Source organism: Variovorax sp. E3, assembly GCF_016082275.1.
GTDB lineage: Bacteria > Pseudomonadota > Gammaproteobacteria > Burkholderiales > Burkholderiaceae_C > Variovorax.
On sequence record NZ_MOWM01000043.1, the window covers coordinates 32,993 to 50,422 of the forward strand.

General features: G+C 66.9%; 17 protein-coding genes and 4 pseudogenes. 10 read left to right on the forward strand and 11 right to left on the reverse strand.

All coding sequences use genetic code 11. The features are described from left to right. Nucleotides 1–58: 58 nt before the first annotated feature. Nucleotides 59–601: a GNAT family N-acetyltransferase gene (locus tag BMG07_RS16955; RefSeq protein WP_198085558.1), complete on the forward strand. Its 543-nt coding sequence runs from the start codon at nucleotides 59–61 to the stop codon at nucleotides 599–601. Then, nucleotides 598–2,115: an MFS transporter gene (locus BMG07_RS16960; protein WP_198085559.1), complete on the forward strand. Its 1,518-nt coding sequence runs from the start codon at nucleotides 598–600 to the stop codon at nucleotides 2,113–2,115. The genes BMG07_RS16955 and BMG07_RS16960 overlap by 4 nt, the downstream gene beginning before the upstream one ends. A 6-nt stretch (nucleotides 2,116–2,121) precedes the next feature. On the opposite strand, the gene BMG07_RS16965 is transcribed toward BMG07_RS16960, so the two are convergent. Both BMG07_RS16965 and BMG07_RS16970 read right to left on the reverse strand, forming a co-directional pair. Further along, nucleotides 2,122–2,808 (reverse strand): alpha/beta hydrolase, encoded by a 687-nt coding sequence (locus BMG07_RS16965; protein ID WP_198085560.1) that lies wholly within the window; start codon nucleotides 2,806–2,808, stop codon nucleotides 2,122–2,124. 150 nt (nucleotides 2,809–2,958) lie between these two features. Then, the gene (locus tag BMG07_RS16970; RefSeq protein WP_198085561.1) at nucleotides 2,959–3,681 is read right to left on the reverse strand and encodes a Crp/Fnr family transcriptional regulator; all 723 of its coding nucleotides are present in this window, start codon (nucleotides 3,679–3,681) and stop codon (nucleotides 2,959–2,961) included. A gap of 120 nt (nucleotides 3,682–3,801) precedes the next feature. On the opposite strand from BMG07_RS16970, the gene BMG07_RS16975 reads away from it, so the two are divergent. The 4 genes from BMG07_RS16975 (at nucleotide 3,802) to BMG07_RS16985 (ending at nucleotide 7,614) form a co-directional block, all read left to right on the forward strand. Further along, nucleotides 3,802–4,398, forward strand: coding sequence for an HD domain-containing protein (locus BMG07_RS16975; RefSeq protein WP_198085562.1), 597 nt, complete (start codon nucleotides 3,802–3,804; stop codon nucleotides 4,396–4,398). Between the two features lie 22 nt (nucleotides 4,399–4,420). After that, nucleotides 4,421–5,188 carry a class II aldolase/adducin family protein gene (locus BMG07_RS16980; RefSeq protein WP_198085563.1) on the forward strand — a complete coding sequence of 256 codons (768 nt, stop codon included), beginning with the start codon at nucleotides 4,421–4,423 and terminating at the stop codon, nucleotides 5,186–5,188. Nucleotides 5,189–5,588: 400 nt separating this feature from the next. Next, the gene (locus BMG07_RS42285) at nucleotides 5,589–5,711 is read left to right on the forward strand and encodes a hypothetical protein (RefSeq protein WP_269759077.1); all 123 of its coding nucleotides are present in this window, start codon (nucleotides 5,589–5,591) and stop codon (nucleotides 5,709–5,711) included. Nucleotides 5,712–5,760: 49 nt separating this feature from the next. Beyond that, nucleotides 5,761–7,614: a glycoside hydrolase family 3 C-terminal domain-containing protein gene (locus BMG07_RS16985; RefSeq protein WP_269759083.1), complete on the forward strand. Its 1,854-nt coding sequence runs from the start codon at nucleotides 5,761–5,763 to the stop codon at nucleotides 7,612–7,614. 27 nt (nucleotides 7,615–7,641) lie between these two features. Here the strand turns inward: BMG07_RS16985 and BMG07_RS16990 are convergent, their stop codons facing one another. Further along, a complete protein-coding gene (locus tag BMG07_RS16990) occupies nucleotides 7,642–7,995 on the reverse strand; it encodes a hypothetical protein (protein ID WP_198085564.1) in 354 nt (117 codons plus the stop codon). 124 nt (nucleotides 7,996–8,119) lie between these two features. On the opposite strand from BMG07_RS16990, the gene BMG07_RS16995 reads away from it, so the two are divergent. The 4 genes and pseudogenes from BMG07_RS16995 (at nucleotide 8,120) to BMG07_RS17010 (ending at nucleotide 9,793) form a co-directional block, all read left to right on the forward strand. Continuing rightward, nucleotides 8,120–8,737, forward strand: a complete 618-nt coding sequence (locus BMG07_RS16995; protein WP_198085565.1) for a GNAT family N-acetyltransferase — start codon at nucleotides 8,120–8,122, stop codon at nucleotides 8,735–8,737. 94 nt (nucleotides 8,738–8,831) lie between these two features. Beyond that, a complete protein-coding gene (locus tag BMG07_RS17000; RefSeq protein ID WP_198085566.1) occupies nucleotides 8,832–9,143 on the forward strand; it encodes a hypothetical protein in 312 nt (103 codons plus the stop codon). Continuing rightward, nucleotides 9,140–9,448 (forward strand): hypothetical protein, encoded by a 309-nt coding sequence (locus BMG07_RS17005; RefSeq protein WP_198085567.1) that lies wholly within the window; start codon nucleotides 9,140–9,142, stop codon nucleotides 9,446–9,448. Before BMG07_RS17000 ends, BMG07_RS17005 begins: the two co-directional genes overlap by 4 nt. Beyond that, nucleotides 9,445–9,793, forward strand: a pseudogene (locus BMG07_RS17010) (VOC family protein). The gene BMG07_RS17005 and the pseudogene BMG07_RS17010 overlap by 4 nt, the downstream one beginning before the upstream one ends. Nucleotides 9,794–9,812: 19 nt before the next feature. On the opposite strand, the gene BMG07_RS17015 reads toward BMG07_RS17010, so the two are convergent. From BMG07_RS17015 to urtB, 8 genes and pseudogenes are all read right to left on the reverse strand, one after another. Then, complete coding sequence (locus BMG07_RS17015; protein WP_198085568.1) at nucleotides 9,813–11,111, reverse strand: aspartate carbamoyltransferase; 1,299 nt, start codon at nucleotides 11,109–11,111, stop codon at nucleotides 9,813–9,815. Nucleotides 11,112–11,219: 108 nt separating this feature from the next. After that, a pseudogene (locus BMG07_RS17020) lies at nucleotides 11,220–11,569 on the reverse strand (alpha/beta hydrolase). A 217-nt stretch (nucleotides 11,570–11,786) separates the two neighbouring features. Beyond that, nucleotides 11,787–12,127 (reverse strand): annotated as a pseudogene (locus tag BMG07_RS17025) (zinc ribbon domain-containing protein). A gap of 10 nt (nucleotides 12,128–12,137) precedes the next feature. Further along, a pseudogene (fmdA, locus tag BMG07_RS17030) lies at nucleotides 12,138–13,369 on the reverse strand (formamidase). Nucleotides 13,370–13,406: 37 nt separating this feature from the next. Next, entirely contained in the window at nucleotides 13,407–14,096 is a 690-nt protein-coding gene (gene urtE, locus BMG07_RS17035) for an urea ABC transporter ATP-binding subunit UrtE (RefSeq protein ID WP_198085573.1), read from the reverse strand. A gap of 329 nt (nucleotides 14,097–14,425) precedes the next feature. Continuing rightward, nucleotides 14,426–15,169, reverse strand: a complete 744-nt coding sequence (gene urtD, locus BMG07_RS17040) for an urea ABC transporter ATP-binding protein UrtD (RefSeq protein WP_198085569.1) — start codon at nucleotides 15,167–15,169, stop codon at nucleotides 14,426–14,428. A gap of 21 nt (nucleotides 15,170–15,190) precedes the next feature. Further along, the gene (gene urtC / locus BMG07_RS17045; RefSeq protein WP_198085570.1) at nucleotides 15,191–16,387 is read right to left on the reverse strand and encodes an urea ABC transporter permease subunit UrtC; all 1,197 of its coding nucleotides are present in this window, start codon (nucleotides 16,385–16,387) and stop codon (nucleotides 15,191–15,193) included. Between the two features lie 29 nt (nucleotides 16,388–16,416). Then, nucleotides 16,417–17,331 (reverse strand): urea ABC transporter permease subunit UrtB, encoded by a 915-nt coding sequence (gene urtB / locus BMG07_RS17050; RefSeq protein ID WP_198085571.1) that lies wholly within the window; start codon nucleotides 17,329–17,331, stop codon nucleotides 16,417–16,419. Nucleotides 17,332–17,430: the final 99 nt, after the last annotated feature.

A 17,430-nucleotide genomic window follows, 5' to 3' on the forward strand; every position in this document is an offset into this window, starting at 1 on the left:
CTATTTTTCAGATGGATTTCATCTTTATTCATCCATTTTAATGGCGCAACATGCGCGCATGCTGATATCCCGTACCCCCACGGCACCGCTGCGCATCGAGTGGTGCAACGACCCCGCGCAAGAGCGCGCGATCGTCGCGTTGTTCATGGCGCAACTGAGCCCCCGCTACATCTCCCATTCCGAGCTGCAGGAGCAGCGCGCCGTCGCCATCGGCGAATGGCGCGCCGACCTGCCGGACGTTTTGGCGGCGCAGGTGCGCCACGCACTCGCCCAGCCCACCGCCACGTCGCACACGCTGATCGCGACCGCGCACGTCGATAACGCGCTGGCCGGCATCGCCTTCGTCGCCATCGACGAAACCAAGCGGGCCTCGCGCACCTTCGCCACGCTCGACGACCTGGTCGTCGATGCGCGCCACCAGGGCGCGGGCGTGGGCCGGCGCATGTTCGACTGGGTCTGCGCCGAGCTGCGCACGCGCGGCGTCGAGCGGCTCTTTCTCGAAAGCGGCATCGGCAACGAAGACGCGCACCGCTTCTTCGAGGCACGCGGCTGCACGCCCGTGTCCGTCACGATGCTCAAGGAACTCGGAGGCCAGCCATGACGCAAGGCACCAAGAAATGGATCACGCTGGCCATCGTCTCGATGGCGCTGCTGCTGATCGTGGTCGACATGACGGTGCTCTACACCGCGCTGCCCAAGCTCACGCACGACCTGGCCGCGTCGGCCTCGGCCAAGCTCTGGATCATCAACGCGTACACCGTCGCCGTCTCCGGCTTCCTGCTGGGCATGGGCGCGCTGGGCGACCGCGTGGGCTACCGGCGCATGTTCATCGCGGGGCTGGCCGTGTTCGGCGTGGCGTCGCTGTGCGCGGCCTATGCGCCGACCTCGGGCGCGCTGATTGCCGCGCGCGCCGTGCTGGGCGTGGGCGCCTCGATGATGATGCCGGCCACGCTGGCCATCATCCGCCTGACCTTCACCGACGACCGCGAGCGCGCGGTGGCCATCGGCATCTGGGCCTCGGTGGCCTCGGGCGGCGCGGCGCTCGGGCCGGTGGTCGGCGGCGTGCTGCTGGAGTACTTCTGGTGGGGCTCCGTCTTTCTCATCAACGTGCCGGTGGTGCTGCTCGCGCTGGGGCTGGGCCTGTGGCTGCTGCCGCGCCAGCAGACGACCGGCAATCGGCCGTGGGACTTCATCGGGTCGGTGCAGGCGCTGGCGGCGCTGGTCTGCCTGGTGCTCACGATCAAGGAGTTCGCCAAGTACGCACCTTCGATCACCCTGGCCGTGGTGACGGGCACGCTGTCGCTCGTGGCGATGGGGCTCTTCGTGCGGCGCCAGCGGCGCAGCGCGGCGCCGCTGGTCGATTTCCGCCTGTTCCGCAACGCGTATTTCTCGGGCGGCGTGATCGCGGCCATCGTGGCTTCGGTGGCGCTGGTCGGGGTCGAGCTGGTCTTCACGCAGCGGCTGCAGCTGGTGAGCGGTCTCACGCCGCTGCAGGCGGGACTGACCATCCTGCCGATTCCGCTGGCCGCCTTCGTGGCGGGGCCGGTCGCGGGCCTGCTGCTGTCGCGCGTGGGGTCGCGTCCGATCATCCTGCTGGGCCTGCTCACCACGGCGCTCTCGCTGTGCGGACTGGCGCTGGCCATCGACGCGTCGGCGATGTTCAAGCTCGGCGTTCTGGTGCTGCTGGGGCTGGGCGTGGGCGCCACCATGACGGCGGCGTCCAACGCGATCATGAACAACGCGCCGGTGGAGCGCGCGGGCATGGCCGCGTCGATCGAGGAGGTGTCTTACGAACTGGGCGGCGTGCTGGGCATCGCGCTGCTGGGCAGCGTGCTGTCGTCGAGCTACACGGCCGCGCTGGCCATTCCCGCCAGCCTGCCGGTGCCAGCGTCCGCCAGCGACGGCATCGACGCCGCGCTGCTGGCCGCGGAAACGCTGCCGGCGCAGGTGGCGTCGCAGCTCGTCGCGCTCGCGCACGCGGCGTTCGACCAGGCCTTCTTCGCCGTGCTGACCGTGGCCGTGCTGATCGTCATCGCGGCCGCGGGGTCGGTGGCCGCGCTCGGCTGGCGAGGCCGCACGCGGCCGACGCGCACTGAAGAAAAGTGCGCGTCGTGAGTAGCCTCAGCCGGCGTTGGCGGCGCTCACCGCCTCGTCGATCAGCGCCGCCACCTCGGCCGGGTGCGATGCCAGCGAGGCGTGGCTCGACGCCAGCGTGATGACCTTCCTGGCGCCCAGCCGGCCCGACATGAAGGTCTGGTTGGCCGGCGCGATCATGCGGTCGTCGCTGGAGATCTGATACCACGACGGCTTTTTCTTCCACGCCGGCGCCGTGATGGTGTCGCCGAAGGTGCTGGCAAGCGGCGCCTTCTGCGTGACGCCCATCACCAGGCCTTCGTCGGGCGTCAGGTCCTGGCAGAAGCTCTCGTGGAACTTCTCGGGCACGACCCACAGGTAGCCGTCGCTGTCGGGCGCCAGGTTGGCCGCGCCCGCCGGCGGGTGTTGCTGCGTGATGCCGCCGGGGCTCTCGCCGGCGTCGGGCGCGAAGGCCGCGATGTACACCAGCCCCGTCACGTTGGGCAGGTCGCCGGCCTGCGTGATGACCGCGCCGCCGTAGGAGTGCCCCACCAGCACGACCGGCCCCTTCTGCTGCGCCACCATCTTGCGCACGCGCTCGGCGTCGTCGGCCAGCGAGGTCAGCGGCATCTCGACCGCGCGAATGCCGGTGTGGCCCTTGCGCGTGAGCTCGACGATGACCTTCGCGCCGCCCCAGAAACCGTGGACCAGAACGACTGTCGCTTTGTTGCTCATGAATGTTCTACCTTCCTGTGATGCGTGGATGACCGCGGGACGGCAACTCTTCTGCGTCCGGTGCTCGCCGCCGCGGGACGTGCCGGCCGGAGCCGACCCGCTCCTTATACGCCGCATGCCTGATGACCTCGTGACCGGATGCCAGCGGGCCTAACCGGTGCTCACCAGCGCCTGCAGCGCGTCGAGCGACAGCAGCTCGATGCGCCCGTAGCCCAGCGAGATCACACCCTCGCCCGCCAGCGCATTGAGTTCTTTGGACAGCGTTTGCCGCGTCACGCCGAGCATCATGGCCAGCGCCTCCTGCGGCAGTTGCAGGCTGCGCCGCAGGTGCAGCGACTGCGTGGCGTCACCGCGCGCCAGCACCAGCAGCCGGTGCGCCACGCGCGCGCGCAGGCTGCGCAAGGTGGCGTCCTCGGCCAGGCCGTAGAGCATGCGCACGCGCGCCGCCAGCATGGCCGCGATGGCGTTGGCGAACACGCCGTCGCGCATCAGCTGCACGAAGGCCCCGGGCGGCACCACCAGCAGGTCGAGCGCTTCGAGCGCGGTGGCGTCGTGCGTGCGCGGCGAGCCGTCGATCAGCGTGATCTCGCCGAACCAGTTGCCCGGCTCCAGCACCGCGAGGATGGCCTCGCGCCCGTCCTGGCGCAACGACGAGATCTTGATGCTGCCGGCCACCAGCCCGTAGAAGCCGCCGCCCGCCGCGTGGATCGGGTCGCCCTGGCGGAACACCATCGCGCCGCGCCGCACGTGCAGCAGTTCGGCCGCGCCCAGCAGCGCCTCGCGCTGCGCGCGCGGAATGCTCGTGAACCACGGGTTGCCCTCCAGCGCGGCGCGGTGCGGGGGAGAAAGTCTTGTCTTCGGGGCAGCGGCCATGGGCGAAAAGCCGCGCGGGGCGGGGGTTTACCAGAACCCCGCATTGTCAAATTCTTGACAGTTGAACGTCAAGCACGGGCATACAGTGACCGGCACCCACAAGAACCGGAGACCCCCACGATGAACGCACGCGCAAGTTTCAAGAGCATGCAGGAAAGCACGCGCGAAGACTGGCAACTGATCGGCGGCGAATTCATGCAGTTCACGGGCGGCCTGCCCGCGCGCGTGATCAAGCACCTGCAGATCCTCGAAGGCGACTACGGCGGCTTCCCCGTCGACCGCTACACCCATTCGCTGCAGACCGCCACGCGCGCGCTGCGCGACGGCCGCGACGAGGAGTACGTGGTGTGCGCGCTGCTGCACGACATCGGCGACACGCTGGGCAGCTTCAACCACCCCGACATTGCCGCCGCCATCCTGAAGCCCTTCGTGAGCGAAGCCAACCACTGGATGGTGCAGAACCACGGCATCTTCCAGGGCCATTACTTCTTCCATCACATCGGGCTGGACCGCAACATGCGCGACAACTTCAAGGACCACCCGCACTACGAGCGCACGGCCGAGTTCTGCGCGCTCTACGACAACCCCGCCTTCGACCCCAAGGCCGAGACCCTGCCCATCGGCGAGTTCGAGCCCATGCTGCGCCGCGTGATGGCGCAGCCCAGGCAGAGCATCTACAAGGCCGCGCTGACCGAGCCCGCGGCCACGACAGCCTGACACCGCACCAAGGAAACACCCCATGAACGCCTTTTCCCAACCCGAAATCCAGAAGCTCGTCTCCGCCGAGGAGTGGCAGCTTCGCGTCGACCTTGCCGCCTGCTACCGCCTGGTGGCGCTGTACGGCTGGAGCGACCTGGTGTTCACGCACATCAGCGCGCGCGTGCCCGGCCCCGAGCACCACTTCCTGATCAACCCCTACGGCCTGATGTTCGACGAGATCACCGCGTCGAGCCTGGTCAAGGTCGACCAGCAGTGCAACAAGATCATCGACTCGCCCTACCCCGTGAACCCGGCCGGCTTCGTGATCCACAGCGCCGTGCATGCCGCGCGCGAAGACATCCAGTGCGTGCTGCACACCCACACCAGGGCCGGCATTGCCGTGAGCGCGCAGAAGAACGGCGTGCTGCCCATCAGCCAGCAGTCGACCTTCGTGCTGGCCTCGCTGGCCTACCACGACTACGAAGGCGTGGCCTTCCGCGACGACGAGAAGCCGCGCCTGCAGGCCGACATGGGCCACGCCAACTTCCTCATGCTGCGCAACCACGGCCTGCTGACCTGCGGCAAGACCATCGCCGATGCGTTCCTCTCGATGTACACCTTCGAGAACACCTGCCAGATCCAGATCGCGGCGCAGTCGGGCGGCAGCGAACTCACGCATGTCGACCCGCGCATCATCGACGGCGTGGGCCAGGCAATGAAGGTGCAAAGCGGCGGCCTCGGCGGCATGTTCGTCTGGCCTTCGCTGATCCGCAAGCTCGACCGCATCGACGACAGCTACAAGCAATAAGACCAGACCGACCCGTCGGTCCCCGGTTTCCACGGCTGCCAGCGCCTGCGCGACAGGTGCCGGCAGCCATTTTTGCGGTTCAAGCCCCCGGACATCGAGGGCCTGGCGCCGGGGCGCCCGTGTTTCGCCCAGAATACCGGGCCATGAGCGTTCGAAACCTTGGCATCGCCGGCCTGATCGGGCTGGCGTGCATCTCCTTCTCTGCCGCAGCAGCAGCCCCCGCCGCCGACACCCCTCCCCCAGCGCCACCCGATGCGGCCGATGCCCGCATCGAGGCGCTCATCGCGCGCATGACGCCGCAGGAGAAAGCCGGCCAGCTCAGCCTCTTCGGCCCGGCGGAAATCAACACCCCCAACAACCCGCAGGCCGGCTGGCGCAATGCGCAGCAGGAGACTGCGACGTGCGCGCCGGCCGCCTCACCGGTCTCTTCAACAATGCGGGCCTCGAAGGCAAGCGGCGCCTGCAGCAGATCGCGGTGAACGAATCGCGGTTGGGCATTCCGCTGATCTTCGGCGCGACGTGATCCACGGCTTTCGCACCATGTTCCCGATGCCGCTGGCCGAGGCCTCGAGCTGGGAGCCCGCGCTGGCCGAGCGCACCGCGCGCGCCGCGGCGGTCGAGGCCACGGCGACGGCTTTCGCTGGACCTTCGCGCCCATGGTCGACATCGCGCGCGACGCGCGCTGGGGCCGCGGCCTCGAAGGCGCGGGCGAAGACGTGCTGCTGTCGAAGCAGTTCGCCGCCGCCCGCGTGCGCGGCTTCCAGGGCAGCGACCTGTCGCGCCCCGATGCCATGCTCGCCACACCCAAGCACTTCGCGGCCTACGGCGCGGCCGAGGGCGGGCTCGACTACAGCGTGAGCGATATCTCGGAGCGCACCTTGCGCGAGGTCTACCTGCCGCCGTTCCGCGCGGCCGTCGACACGGGGGCGCTGTCGGTCATGAGCGCCTTCAACGAAATCGGCGGCGTGCCCTCCACCGCCAACCGCGACCTCTTGACCGGCGTGCTGCGCGACGAATGGAAGTTCAAGGGCTTCGTGGTCTCCGACTACACGGCCGACGAGGAACTGGTCGAGCACGGCTACGCCGCGAACGCGCGCGAGGCCGCCAAGATGGCCTTCATGGCCGGCACCGACGTGAGCATGCAGAGCGGCCTGTACATGCGCTACCTGCCCGACCTCGTGGCCTCGGGCGAAGTGCCGATGGCGCGGCTCGACGAGGCCGTGCGCCGCGTGCTGCACGTCAAGCAGAAGCTCGGCCTGTTCGACGACCCCATGCGCGGCCTCGACGGCCCGCCCGCCGCGCAGCGCGCCGAGAACCCCGCGTTCATCGCGCTGGCCCGCGAGTCCGCGCGCCGCTCCATCGTCATGCTGAAGAACGACCGTATGCTGCTGCCGCTGCCCAAGGCCGGCACGAAGATCGCGCTGATCGGCCCCTTCGCCGAAGGTACCGTCGACCTGATGGGCGCCTGGAGCCTGTTCCCGGGCCAGTCGGCGCCCGTGGGCATCGACCAGGGGCTGCGCGCCGCGCTCGGCGCCGACTCGTCGGTCACCGTGGTGCGCGGCTCCGGCATCGGCGCGCCGCTGGCGGGCGGCATCGACGCCGCCGTGGCCGCCGCGCGCGAAGCCGACGTGGTGGTGCTGGCCATCGGCGAGAGCGAGAAGATGTCGGGCGAGGCGCGCTCGCGCAGCGACATCGGCCTGCCGCAGGCGCAGCAGGACCTGGCCGAGGCCGTGGCCGCCACCGGCAAGCCCGTGGTCGTGCTGCTGAGCAACGGCCGCGCGATGGCGCTGAAGGGCGCGGTGCGCAATGCGCGCGCGATTCTGGTCACGTGGTTCCTCGGCGTGCAGACCGGCAACGCCATCGCCGACGTGGTGTTCGGCGACTTCAACCCGTCGGGCCGCCTGCCCGTGAGCTTTCCGCAGACGGCCGGCCAGGTGCCCTACTACTACGCGCACAAGCGCACCGGACGGCCCTCACCCGAAGGTGCGCCGGGCACGTCGTTCAAGACCCGCTACCTCGACGCGACCAACGAGGCGCTCTACCCCTTCGGCTACGGCATCGGCTATGCGCCGGTGCGCTACGACAGCGTCGAGCTGAGCCAGGACCGCATGGCGATGTCGGACACGCTGCGCGTGCGCGCCACCGTCACCAACACGGGCCAGCGCGAGGCCGAAGAAGTGGTGCAGCTCTACGCGGCCGAGCGCGCGGCCAGCGTGACACGGCCCGTGCGCGAGCTCAAGGACTTCCGCAAGGTCACGATCGCGCCGGGCGCGTCGACGGTTGTCGAATTCACGCTCACCAAAGACGACCTGCAGTTCGTCGGCCGGGACATGAAGCCCACGGTCGAGCCCGGAGAGTTCGACCTGTGGGTGGCGCCTTCGGCTGCCGACGGGATCCGCAAGCGGTTTGTGCTCGTGCGCGACTGACGACTGGCAACCGCGCGAAGCGCAGCGTCATTCGCCGGATGCGCTCGACGTGTTCGGCAGGTTCGCCGATGCCACCGGCGGCGCCACTTGCGACTCCATGATCTCCGTCGGATGGATGGCGTTGTTGGCGCGAACCGCGGCGGCCTCGACCTGCGCGCGGTCCATGCCGCTCACGGCCGGCGCGGGCTGCGACTCCAGGACCTCGGTGGCGTGAATGCCGTTGTTGGCGCGCATTGCGTCCGCTGCCACGGCGTCGCGCGACATGGTCGACTGCGACATCTGCGGATAGTCGGGATCGGCGCGCCCGCTCGCATGCGCGAACGATGCCAGCACCAGCGCGGGCACCGCGGCGATGCAGAGGGTGAGGATACGGACTCTCATGGCTGTCTCCTTGGATGGTAGTGACGCTTTCACTCTAGGACGACGCACTTACCGGCCCGTGAGTGTTCGCTTATGCAGCGGTGAGAGTTGGCTTAAGGGGCCGTGAGAGTCCGCTTAGCGGTGTGTGAGAACTCAGGCAAGAGCGCTCGCGCACGCGAAGACCGAGGCACGCGAAAAGCAGCGACGAGCCCACGTTTTATATTCGGCTGTTTCCCACTCAAAGAACAACTGCCTCGTGGAGAAGACACACACCGCCAATTCGGCCGCATCGATCCGGCGCGCAACTCCCGCCGATGCCGACGGCATCGAGGCGCTGTACCGCGAACTGGTCGACAACGCGCATGTGCATGTGCTGCCGACGCACATCGCGGACATCGCGAAAGACCCACGGGCCGCGCTGATTGTTCTGGAACACGCGGGCGCATTGCAGGCCACCGCACTGCTGAATTTCTGCGTCGACGCCATGTTCAGGACCCAGCCTTTCGCCGTGATCGAGAACATCGTCGTGGGTCAGGCATTTCGAGGTCGGGGTGCCGGGACAGAACTTCTGCGCTACATCGAGGACGAATGCATCGCGCGCGACTGCTCCAAGATCATGCTGCTCAGCGCCGTCGAACGCGGCGACGCACATCGCTTCTTTGCGCGATGCGGCTTCACGGGATCGAAGAAGAAGGGCTTCATCAAGTACCGGCGCGACTTCGCGCGCGACAACGATCACGCAATGGAGAGCCCCAGCCAATGAGCCGATTCACCCTGACCGAAGCGACGCCCTTTGTCCCCGAAAGCCTGCGCTGCCGCTTCTTGCTGGCCGACCGCAAGCAAACCGATCGCATGATATGAAGAAGGCCACGAAGACCGCCCTCGACATGACCGCGCGCCACCCGGATTTCGCGCCGGGATGGCAAGAGTTGTCCAAGCTGGAGAGCGATCCCGCCAAGCGGCTGGTGCTCATCGAAAAGGGACTGGGCAAGAACCCGGACGTCGAGACCCGGGGAGCCCTGCTCGTGGCCAAGGCCGAAGCCATTGCCGAGCGTGGCAACAAGGCCGTCGCGCTTCAGATGTTGGGAGACCTTGCCCTGGACCCCGCATCGACCGGAGAAACCGAGACCCTGGCCGTGTCGGCCATCGAGAGGATGCTCTTCAGATGAAGCCACCCGTTCCCCTCGGCCGTCGCCTGCAGCTCGACAGCGGCGACACCGGCGTCGAAATCTATTGGTTCGACGCGAACGGCTTCGCGCGCGCCATCCTCGGCGAGAGCGACGGCCCGCAGTGCGCGCCGGTCTTTCGCTATCGGGTGCTTTCCGTCGACAGCCTCGAACTGATCGGCGCCGAGGGCCCCATCGACACGTGGACGGGCATCCGCATCGAGGGCGACGCGCTTCAGGTCGACTCGAAAGGACGGCTCAAGACATTTTTCATCGGACAGGAAGCCGACAAGGAAAGCACACCATGAAAGTCAAACGCATCGTCGCCAACTTCGCGACGCCCACGCCCGCGCGCCTCCGCCTTCTACAAGGACGTGCTCGGCCTTGACCTGCTCATGGACCACGGCTGGATCCAGACCTACGGCGCGCAGGCCGAGATGGCGTTGCAGGTCAGCTTCGCCTCGGAGGGCGGCTCGGGCACGGCGGTGCCCGACCTGTCGATAGAAGTGGACGACGTCGACACGGCCTTCGAGCGCATGAAGGCCGCGGGCTTCGTCATCGAATACGGCCCGGTCGACGAGCCGTGGGGCGTGCGCCGCTTCTACGTGCGCGACCCGTTCGGCAAGCTCGTGAACATCCTCGCGCACGCCTGAAAAAGAAAACGCGCTCGGCTCAGTCGAGCCCGTGGAACACGCTGTCGTCCGGCCCGATGTGCGACGGCGGCGTCCACGCGGCATCGCGCATCGAACGGCTGACGAGTTTCTCCACGCCCAGCAGCGTCGCGAAGATGGCCATGCGCACCGGAATGCCGTTGTCGGTCTGGCGGAAGATGGCCAGGCGCGGGTCGTTGTTGAGGTCGGTGCTCAGGTCGTGCGAGCCGGGCCGGCCGTCGCGCGGCAGCGGGTGCATCACCACCACCTCGGGCTTGCAGGCCGACTCGATCAGCGCGCGATTCACTTCGAAGGCGTTGTCGAAACCCTCCAGCACTTCGTCGTTCGCGAAGCGCTCCTTCTGGATGCGCGTGGCGTAGATGATGTCGGCGCCCGCCAGCCCCTGCGCGGGCGTGGCGGCGGTTTCCACCACGTGGCCGTTGCGGCTCACGGCATCGACGATCGCGGCGGGCATGGCCAGCGACGGCGGCGAGATCAGCGTGAACTTCAGGCCCTTGTACAGCGCCAGCAGCTTGATGAGCGAGTGCACGGTGCGCCCGTATTTCAGGTCGCCGATCATCGCGATGTGCGCGCCGTCGACCAGCTTGCCCAGGCGCGAGAACTCGCGCTGGATGGTGTACAGGTCGAGCAGCGCCTGGCTCGGGTGCTCGCCGGGGCCGTCGCCGCCGTTGATGACGGGCACGTTGGTGGCGCGCGCGAACTCGGCGACCGAGCCCTGCTCGGGGTGCCGCACCACCATCGCGTCGACATAGCCGCCGATGACGCGGCTGGTGTCGTAGATCGACTCGCCCTTGGCCATCGACGAGAAGGTGAAGCCGGTGGTGTCGCACACCGAGCCGCCGAGCCGGCAGAACGCGGCGCCGAAACTCACGCGCGTGCGGGTGCTGGCCTCGAAGAACAGGTTGGCCAGCACGGCGCCTTCGAGCACGCGGCTGACCTTGCGCCGGCGCGCGATGGGCTGCATGACGTCGGCCAGTTGGAACAGCTCGTCGATGGCGTCGCGGTTGAACTGGCTGACCGACAGCAGATGGTGCGCGCCGCCGGTGGCCAGCGCCTTGCGCAAGATGCCTTCATGTGCGCTTTGCGTATATTCACCGCGATGCCCGTCGGCGGCCAGGATTTCGCTCACGAAGCGCCGGGCAACCTCGGGCATGGCCCGGAATTCGTTGGATTCGTCGGGCAGGAGCCAGGCGTCCAGCGCCCTCCTTCGGCTGCCGATGCGTTCCGCGAAGACATCCCGCGTCATGTTGAGTTGACGCATCGCGTCGCGCAGGAGCACCTGTTGTGGCATGTTGTTCATGGGCCGCAAATATATACTCAATGCGTATATTTTTAAAGCACCGACGTAAAAAAACGGACCCGAGGTCCGTTCTTTCCGCCCCAACACCCGAGGTGCGGTGGCTCTGGCTTACAGGCCGGCTTGGCGCGTGAACGACACGCTGGGCTTCTTGTAGGCTTGCGGCACTTCGTCGCGGTAGAACGCGCGGCGGTCGAGGCTTTGCAGCGGATCGTGGGCCTTGGCAACGGCTTCGGCTTGCACGGTCGCGCGGTTGGCGGTCGACGTGAAGGCTTGGGCGCCGGCGCTGGAGGCATCGCTGTATTCGTTGCCGGCACGTGCGGCGGCAGCGGCTTGCGGTGCGACTTCGGCGCGGGAGACCGAAGAGTTCACGACGTGCACGCGTCGTAGGTTTCTGCATGTGCTCCGGCAGCGGCCAGGAGCGAGAGAGCAGCAGCAGCGAGGATCTTCGAGGCATTCATTTCAATCTCCTTCAATGGGTTGGTTGGTGAGGAGAAGTTTGATCCTGAAGCACCCTGAAAAACGCCGTCAAAAGGAACCGCGGCGTTCACGGGATTGAAACAATCAAGCCCTTGAAAAGCCGCTGGTCAAGAGGGGATGCCCCGAATTTCGGGGCTTCAGGTGGTCTTTTTTCTTCACCTGCCAGCCCACGCCCGCTGCCTGGGTAGGGCCTGAAGCTCAGTGGCTGATCATCCAGGGCCGGCGCGAGGGCGCCGACTTCGCGCCGTTGGCGCCGTCACCGTCGCACCGCGTTTGCCCGAACCGCAGCAGCCGCATCCCGCCGGGTGCTTGAAGCGCGCATAGTCCCGCGAGCTGCCCGGCTCGTGCCGCGCGCGCTCGTTGGTTTCCATGGCGTGGCGCGTGCCCGACGCCATCAGCGCGAGCCGCGGCGCGGCCGACAGCACGCGCGGTGACGCGCATCCGCAGTCGGGGCACGCGGCCGGTTCGTCGCGCAGGCCCGAGGGCCGCAGCGCCTCGAAGCCGCCGCATCGGCCGCAGGCGTAGTCGTAGGTGGGCATGGCGCGGGCCTCAACGCAGGTCGTGCGACAGCGGCATGTCCACGCTGCCGTCGATGAACTTCACCGGGCCCGAGGCGTCGGGTTGATGTCGAAGTCGAAGATGCCCGTGGGCAGCCACAGCGTGGCGCACGAGTTGGGCACGTCGACCACGCCGCTGATGTGGCCCTGCACGGGCGCCGTGCCGAGAATGGAATAGGCCTGCGCGCCCGAGTAGCCGAACTTTTTCAGGTACTCGATGGCGTTCAGGCAGGCCTGGCGGTAGGCCACGTTCACGTCCAGGTAGTGCTGCTTGCCGCTCTCGTCGACCGAGATGCCCTCGAAGATCAGGTAGTCGTTGTACTGCGGCGTGATCGGGCTGGGCTTGAAGATCGGGTTCCTGATGCCGTACTTGGCCATGCCGCCCTTGATGAGCGTGACCTTCATGTGCACCCAGCCCGCCATTTCGATGGCGCCGCAGAAGGTGATTTCACCGTCGCCCTGGCTGAAGTGCAGGTCGCCCACGCTCAGGCCCGCGCCGTCGACGTACACGGGGAAGAACACCTTCGAGCCGCGCGACAGGTCCTTGATGTCGCAGTTGCCGCCATGCTCGCGCGGCGGCACGGTGCGCGCACCCTCGGCCGCGGCCTTGGCGCGTGCGTCGCCGGTCATCTTGCCCATGTGGGCGGTGCCGGCAAACGGCGGGTTGGCCAGGCCGGGCACGCGATCGGGGTCGGTGGCGATCAGCGCCTTCTCGCGCTCGTTCCACATGTCGAGCATGGGCTTGTCGGGCAGGCAACCGATCAGGCCGGGGTGGATCAGCCCCGCGAAGTTCACGCCCGGAATGTGGCGCGAACTGGTGAACATGCCCTTGAAGTCCCAGATCGATTTCTGCGCTTCGGGAAAGTGGTCGGTCAGGAAGCCGCCGCCGTTCTTCTTCGAGAAGAAGCCGTTGAAGCCCCACAGGCTGTCCTGCTTGGCGCCGATGTCGAGCAGGTCGACCACCAGCAGGTCGCCCGGCTCCGCGCCCTTCACGCCCACGGGGCCCGAGAGGTAGTGCACGGTGCTCAGGTCGATGTCGCGCACGTCGTCGGCGCTGTCGTTGTTCTTGATGAAGCCGCCGGTCCAGTCGAAGGTCTCGAGGATGAAGTCGTCACCGGGGTTGACCCAGCAGGCCATCGGAATGTCCGGGTGCCAGCGGTTGTGGATGTTCTCGTTCTCGGTGGGAGACTTGGTCAGGTCGACCTTGATCAGCGTGTCCGTCATTTGCAGTGGCTCCTTGGGGTGTGGTGAATCGGTCGGGTCAAACAGAGAGATAGGCCTTGATGTGGTCCACATCGGTCTTCTCGCGCGCGGTCTCATGAACGAGCCTTCCGCCTTCGATCACGAACAGCCGGTCGGCCACGTCCATCGCAAAGCTGAGCACTTGCTCGGACACGACGATGGTGATGCCGCGCAGCTTGCGGATCTCGTTGAGGGCCTTGGCGATGTCCTTGATGATCGAAGGCTGGATGCCTTCGGTGGGCTCGTCGAGCAGCAGCACCCTGGGGTCGGTGACGAGGGCGCGCGCAATGGCAAGCTGCTGTTGCTGGCCGCCCGAGAGGTTGCCGCCCTTGCGGGTCTTCATGTCCCACAGCACGGGGAACAGGGCGTAGATTTCCTCGGGGATGCGGCGGGTCTTCGAGTTCTCCAGGCCGGTCTGGATGTTCTCCTCGACCGTGAGCGTGGGAAAGATCATCCGGCCCTGCGGCACGTAGGCGATGCCCTTGGCCACGCGCCGAAAGCTCTCGTCGCGCGACACGTCCTGGCCCGCCACTTCGATGCGCCCGCTCTTGAGCGGAAGAATGCCCATGAGGCTCTTGAACAGCGTGGTCTTGCCCATGCCGTTGCGGCCCATGATGGCGATGGTTTCATTGGCATGGCCCTCGAACGAGAGGCCGTGCAGGGCCTCGCTCTGGCCGTAGGCTACGTGCAGGTCTTGCACCTTCAGCATGACGTTGCTCATGTTTTTACTTCCGGGTTTGAACGTTCTTGGTACGTGCACAGGACACCGGGTACTCCCCTCCGCGAATGTCCCCCGGGGCTGCGCCCCTCCTCCTTTATTTCGCTGCGGGGAGCACCCGATGCCCTGTGCACCTGGGCACGCTGTCGGTGTGCGGCCGATGAACCAGTGCTCTGATAACGCTCACGTCGGCGGTGTGCTCTGCGCAGCGAAATAAAGGAGGAGCCCGAAGGGCGGGGGACATTCGCGGAGCAGAGCACACCGTCGGCGTGAGCGAGCCCTGAACGACACGCAGCTTGTACGACCAGGCAGTGCTTCATCTAGTGCCCCAGATAAACGTCGATGACCTTCGGATCGGCCTGCACCTTCTCCATCGGTCCTTCGGCCAGGATCTTTCCCTGGTGCATCACGGTGACCTTGTGCGCGATCTGCTTCACGAACGCCATGTCGTGCTCGATCACGATCACGGCGCGGTTCTGGCAAATGCGCTTGAGCAGGTCGGCCGTGAGTTCGCGTTCGCGCGCGCTCATGCCGGCAATCGGCTCGTCGAGCATCAGCAGCTCGGGCTCCTGCATCAGCAGCATGCCGATCTCGAGCCACTGTTTCTGGCCGTGGCTCAGCAGGCCGGCTTCGGTGTCGAGGCGGTCGGCCAGGCCAATCTCTTGCGCAACGGCCTGCACCTTGGCCTTGACCTCTTCGTCGCACTTGAAGGCCAGCGCGCCGAACACCGACCGCCCCTTGGGAAACGACACCTCCAGGTTCTGGAACACCGAAAGGTTCTCGTAGATCGACGGGGTCTGGAACTTGCGGCCTATGCCCAGGCGCACGCGCTTGTGCTCGGCCATCCTCGTGAGCTCGGTGTTCTTGAACTTGATGCTGCCGGCGCTGGCGCGGGTCTTGCCGCAGATCAGGTCGAGCAGCGTGGTCTTGCCTGCGCCGTTGGGGCCGATGATCACGCGCAGCTCGTTGCGGTCGATGTACAGCGTGAGCGCGTCGATGGCCTTGAAACCGTCGAAGGACACGGTGAGGTCTTCGACCGCGAGCGCGAAGTCTGTGTTGCTCATGATGCGTGCGGGGCTCCGGGGTCAGGCGCGTTGGCTGCCGACGCCTTCGGGGAGCGTCGGTTCGGGAGTGGTCGTCGGTGCCGTGGATGGCGCGGGTGCCGGGCTCATCGGCGGCTTCACCGCCGCGTCGCCCAATGCCTGCCGCCGCGACTTCCACCAGGGGCGGATCTTTTCTTCCCACACGCCGGCCAGCCCCATCGGAAAGGCCATCGTCACGCCGATGAACAGGCCCGCCATCAGGAACAGCCACAGGTCCGGAAAGCTCTCCGAAAAAAGCGTCTTGCCCGCGTTCACCAATAGCGCGCCGTACACCGCGCCCACCAGGCTCATGCGGCCGCCGACGGCGCAGAAGATGACCATCTCGATGGAGGGCACGATGCCCACGAAGCTGGGGGACATGAAGCCCACCTGCAGCGCGAACATCGCGCCGCCGATGCCCGAGAGCCCGGCCGCCAGGCAGAAGGTGAAGACCTTGAAGTTCGACACGTCGTAGCCCGAGAAGCGCACGCGGTCTTCCTTGTCGCGCATGGCCAGCAGCAGCGTGCCCAGCTTGCTGGTCTGCACCCAACGGCACAGCAGAATGCTCAGCACCAGCAAGGCCACGCACACGTAGTAGAGGATGTACTTGGCGCTGTCGGTGCGCGTGTCCCAGCCCAGCATTGTCTTCAAATCGGTCATGCCGTTGACGCCGCCCGTGTAGCCCTGCTGGCCGATGATGAGCACGGTGCAGATGAGCGCCACCGCCTGCGTGATGATCGCGAAGTACACGCCGCCCACGCGGCGTTTGAACATCGCGAAGCTCACGAGCCAGGCCAACGCCATCGGCGCGAGCACCACCAGCGCAAGGCTCAGCGGCAGGCTCTTGAACGGCAGCCACAGCGTGGGCAGTTCGGTGATCTGGTTCCAGTCCATGAAGTCCGGTATGCCGGGCGTGGTCTGGATCTTGGTGGAGATGCGGTCGGAGGCTTCGAGCTTGAGGAACATCGCCATCGCATAGCCGCCGATGCCGAAGAACACGCCCTGCCCCAGGCTCAGCACGCCGCCGTAGCCCCACACCATCACGAGCCCCACGGCCACGAAGGCGTAGGTGAGGTACTTGCCCACGAGGTTGAGCCGGAAGATGTCGAGCGACAGCGGCAGCACCACCGCGAGCAGCAGCACCAGCAGCAGCAGGCTGCCGAGCTGGTAGCGCTGGATCGAGGCCTTGAGGGAATTCATCGAAACGTTCTCCAAAAAGGAATCGGGGTTCAGCGGCGGACCTTGACGGCAAAGAGGCCCTGGGGGCGCATCATCAGAATCAGCACGATCAGCGACAGCGTCAGCACCTTGGCCATCGAGCCGGTCATGAAGAACTCCGAGATCGACTGTGTCTGCGCAATGCCGAAGGCCGAGACCACCGTGCCCAGCAGGCTGGCCGCGCCGCCGAAGGTGACGACCAGGAAGGCGTCGACGATGTAGAGCGAGCCCGAGGTCGGCCCGGTCGAGCCGATGGTGGTGAAGGCCGCGCCCGCCACGCCGGCGATGCCACAGCCGATGGCAAAGGTCAGGCGGTCGGTCTTCTTCGTATCGATGCCGGTGGCGTTGGCCATGGTGCGGTTGGCCACGGTGGCGCGCACCCTCAGGCCCCAGCGGCTCTTGTGCAGCGCGATGAGCACGCCGCCCGTGACCAGCGCGGTGAGCGCCAGCACGAACAGGCCATTGATGGGAATGTCCAGGCCTTCATGCGGCGTCCACGAGCCCATGAGCCACTCGGGCAAGGTCGGGCTCACTTCCTTCGGGCCGATGAAGGTGCGAAAGATCTGCTGCAGCCCCAGGCTCACGCCCCAGGTGGCGAGCAGCGTGTCGAGCGGTCGCTTGTAGAGGTGGCGAATCAGCACCCACTCCACGATCCAGCCGGTGATGAAGGCGAACACGAAGGCCAGCGCGATGGCGATCGGAAAGTAGTACGGCATGAACGCCGGCGCCAGGCTTTCGGTGACGCGCGCGGCCAGGTAGATCGAGTAGGCGCCGATGGTCATGAACTCGCCATGCGCCATGTTGATCACGCCCATCTGGCCGAAGATGATCGCCAGGCCCAGCCCCATGAGCAGCAGCACCGCGAAGAGGCTCAGCCCCGCGAAGCCCTGCATGAGGCCGATGTTCATCATGTCCGACAGAGTCATGGCGGAGGTTCCGGAGTTGGGTATTGGTATTGGCTCCTTCCCCCTCTGGGGGAAGGCTGGGATGGGGGCTGGCGGCATCGGCAAGCGCGAGGCTTTATC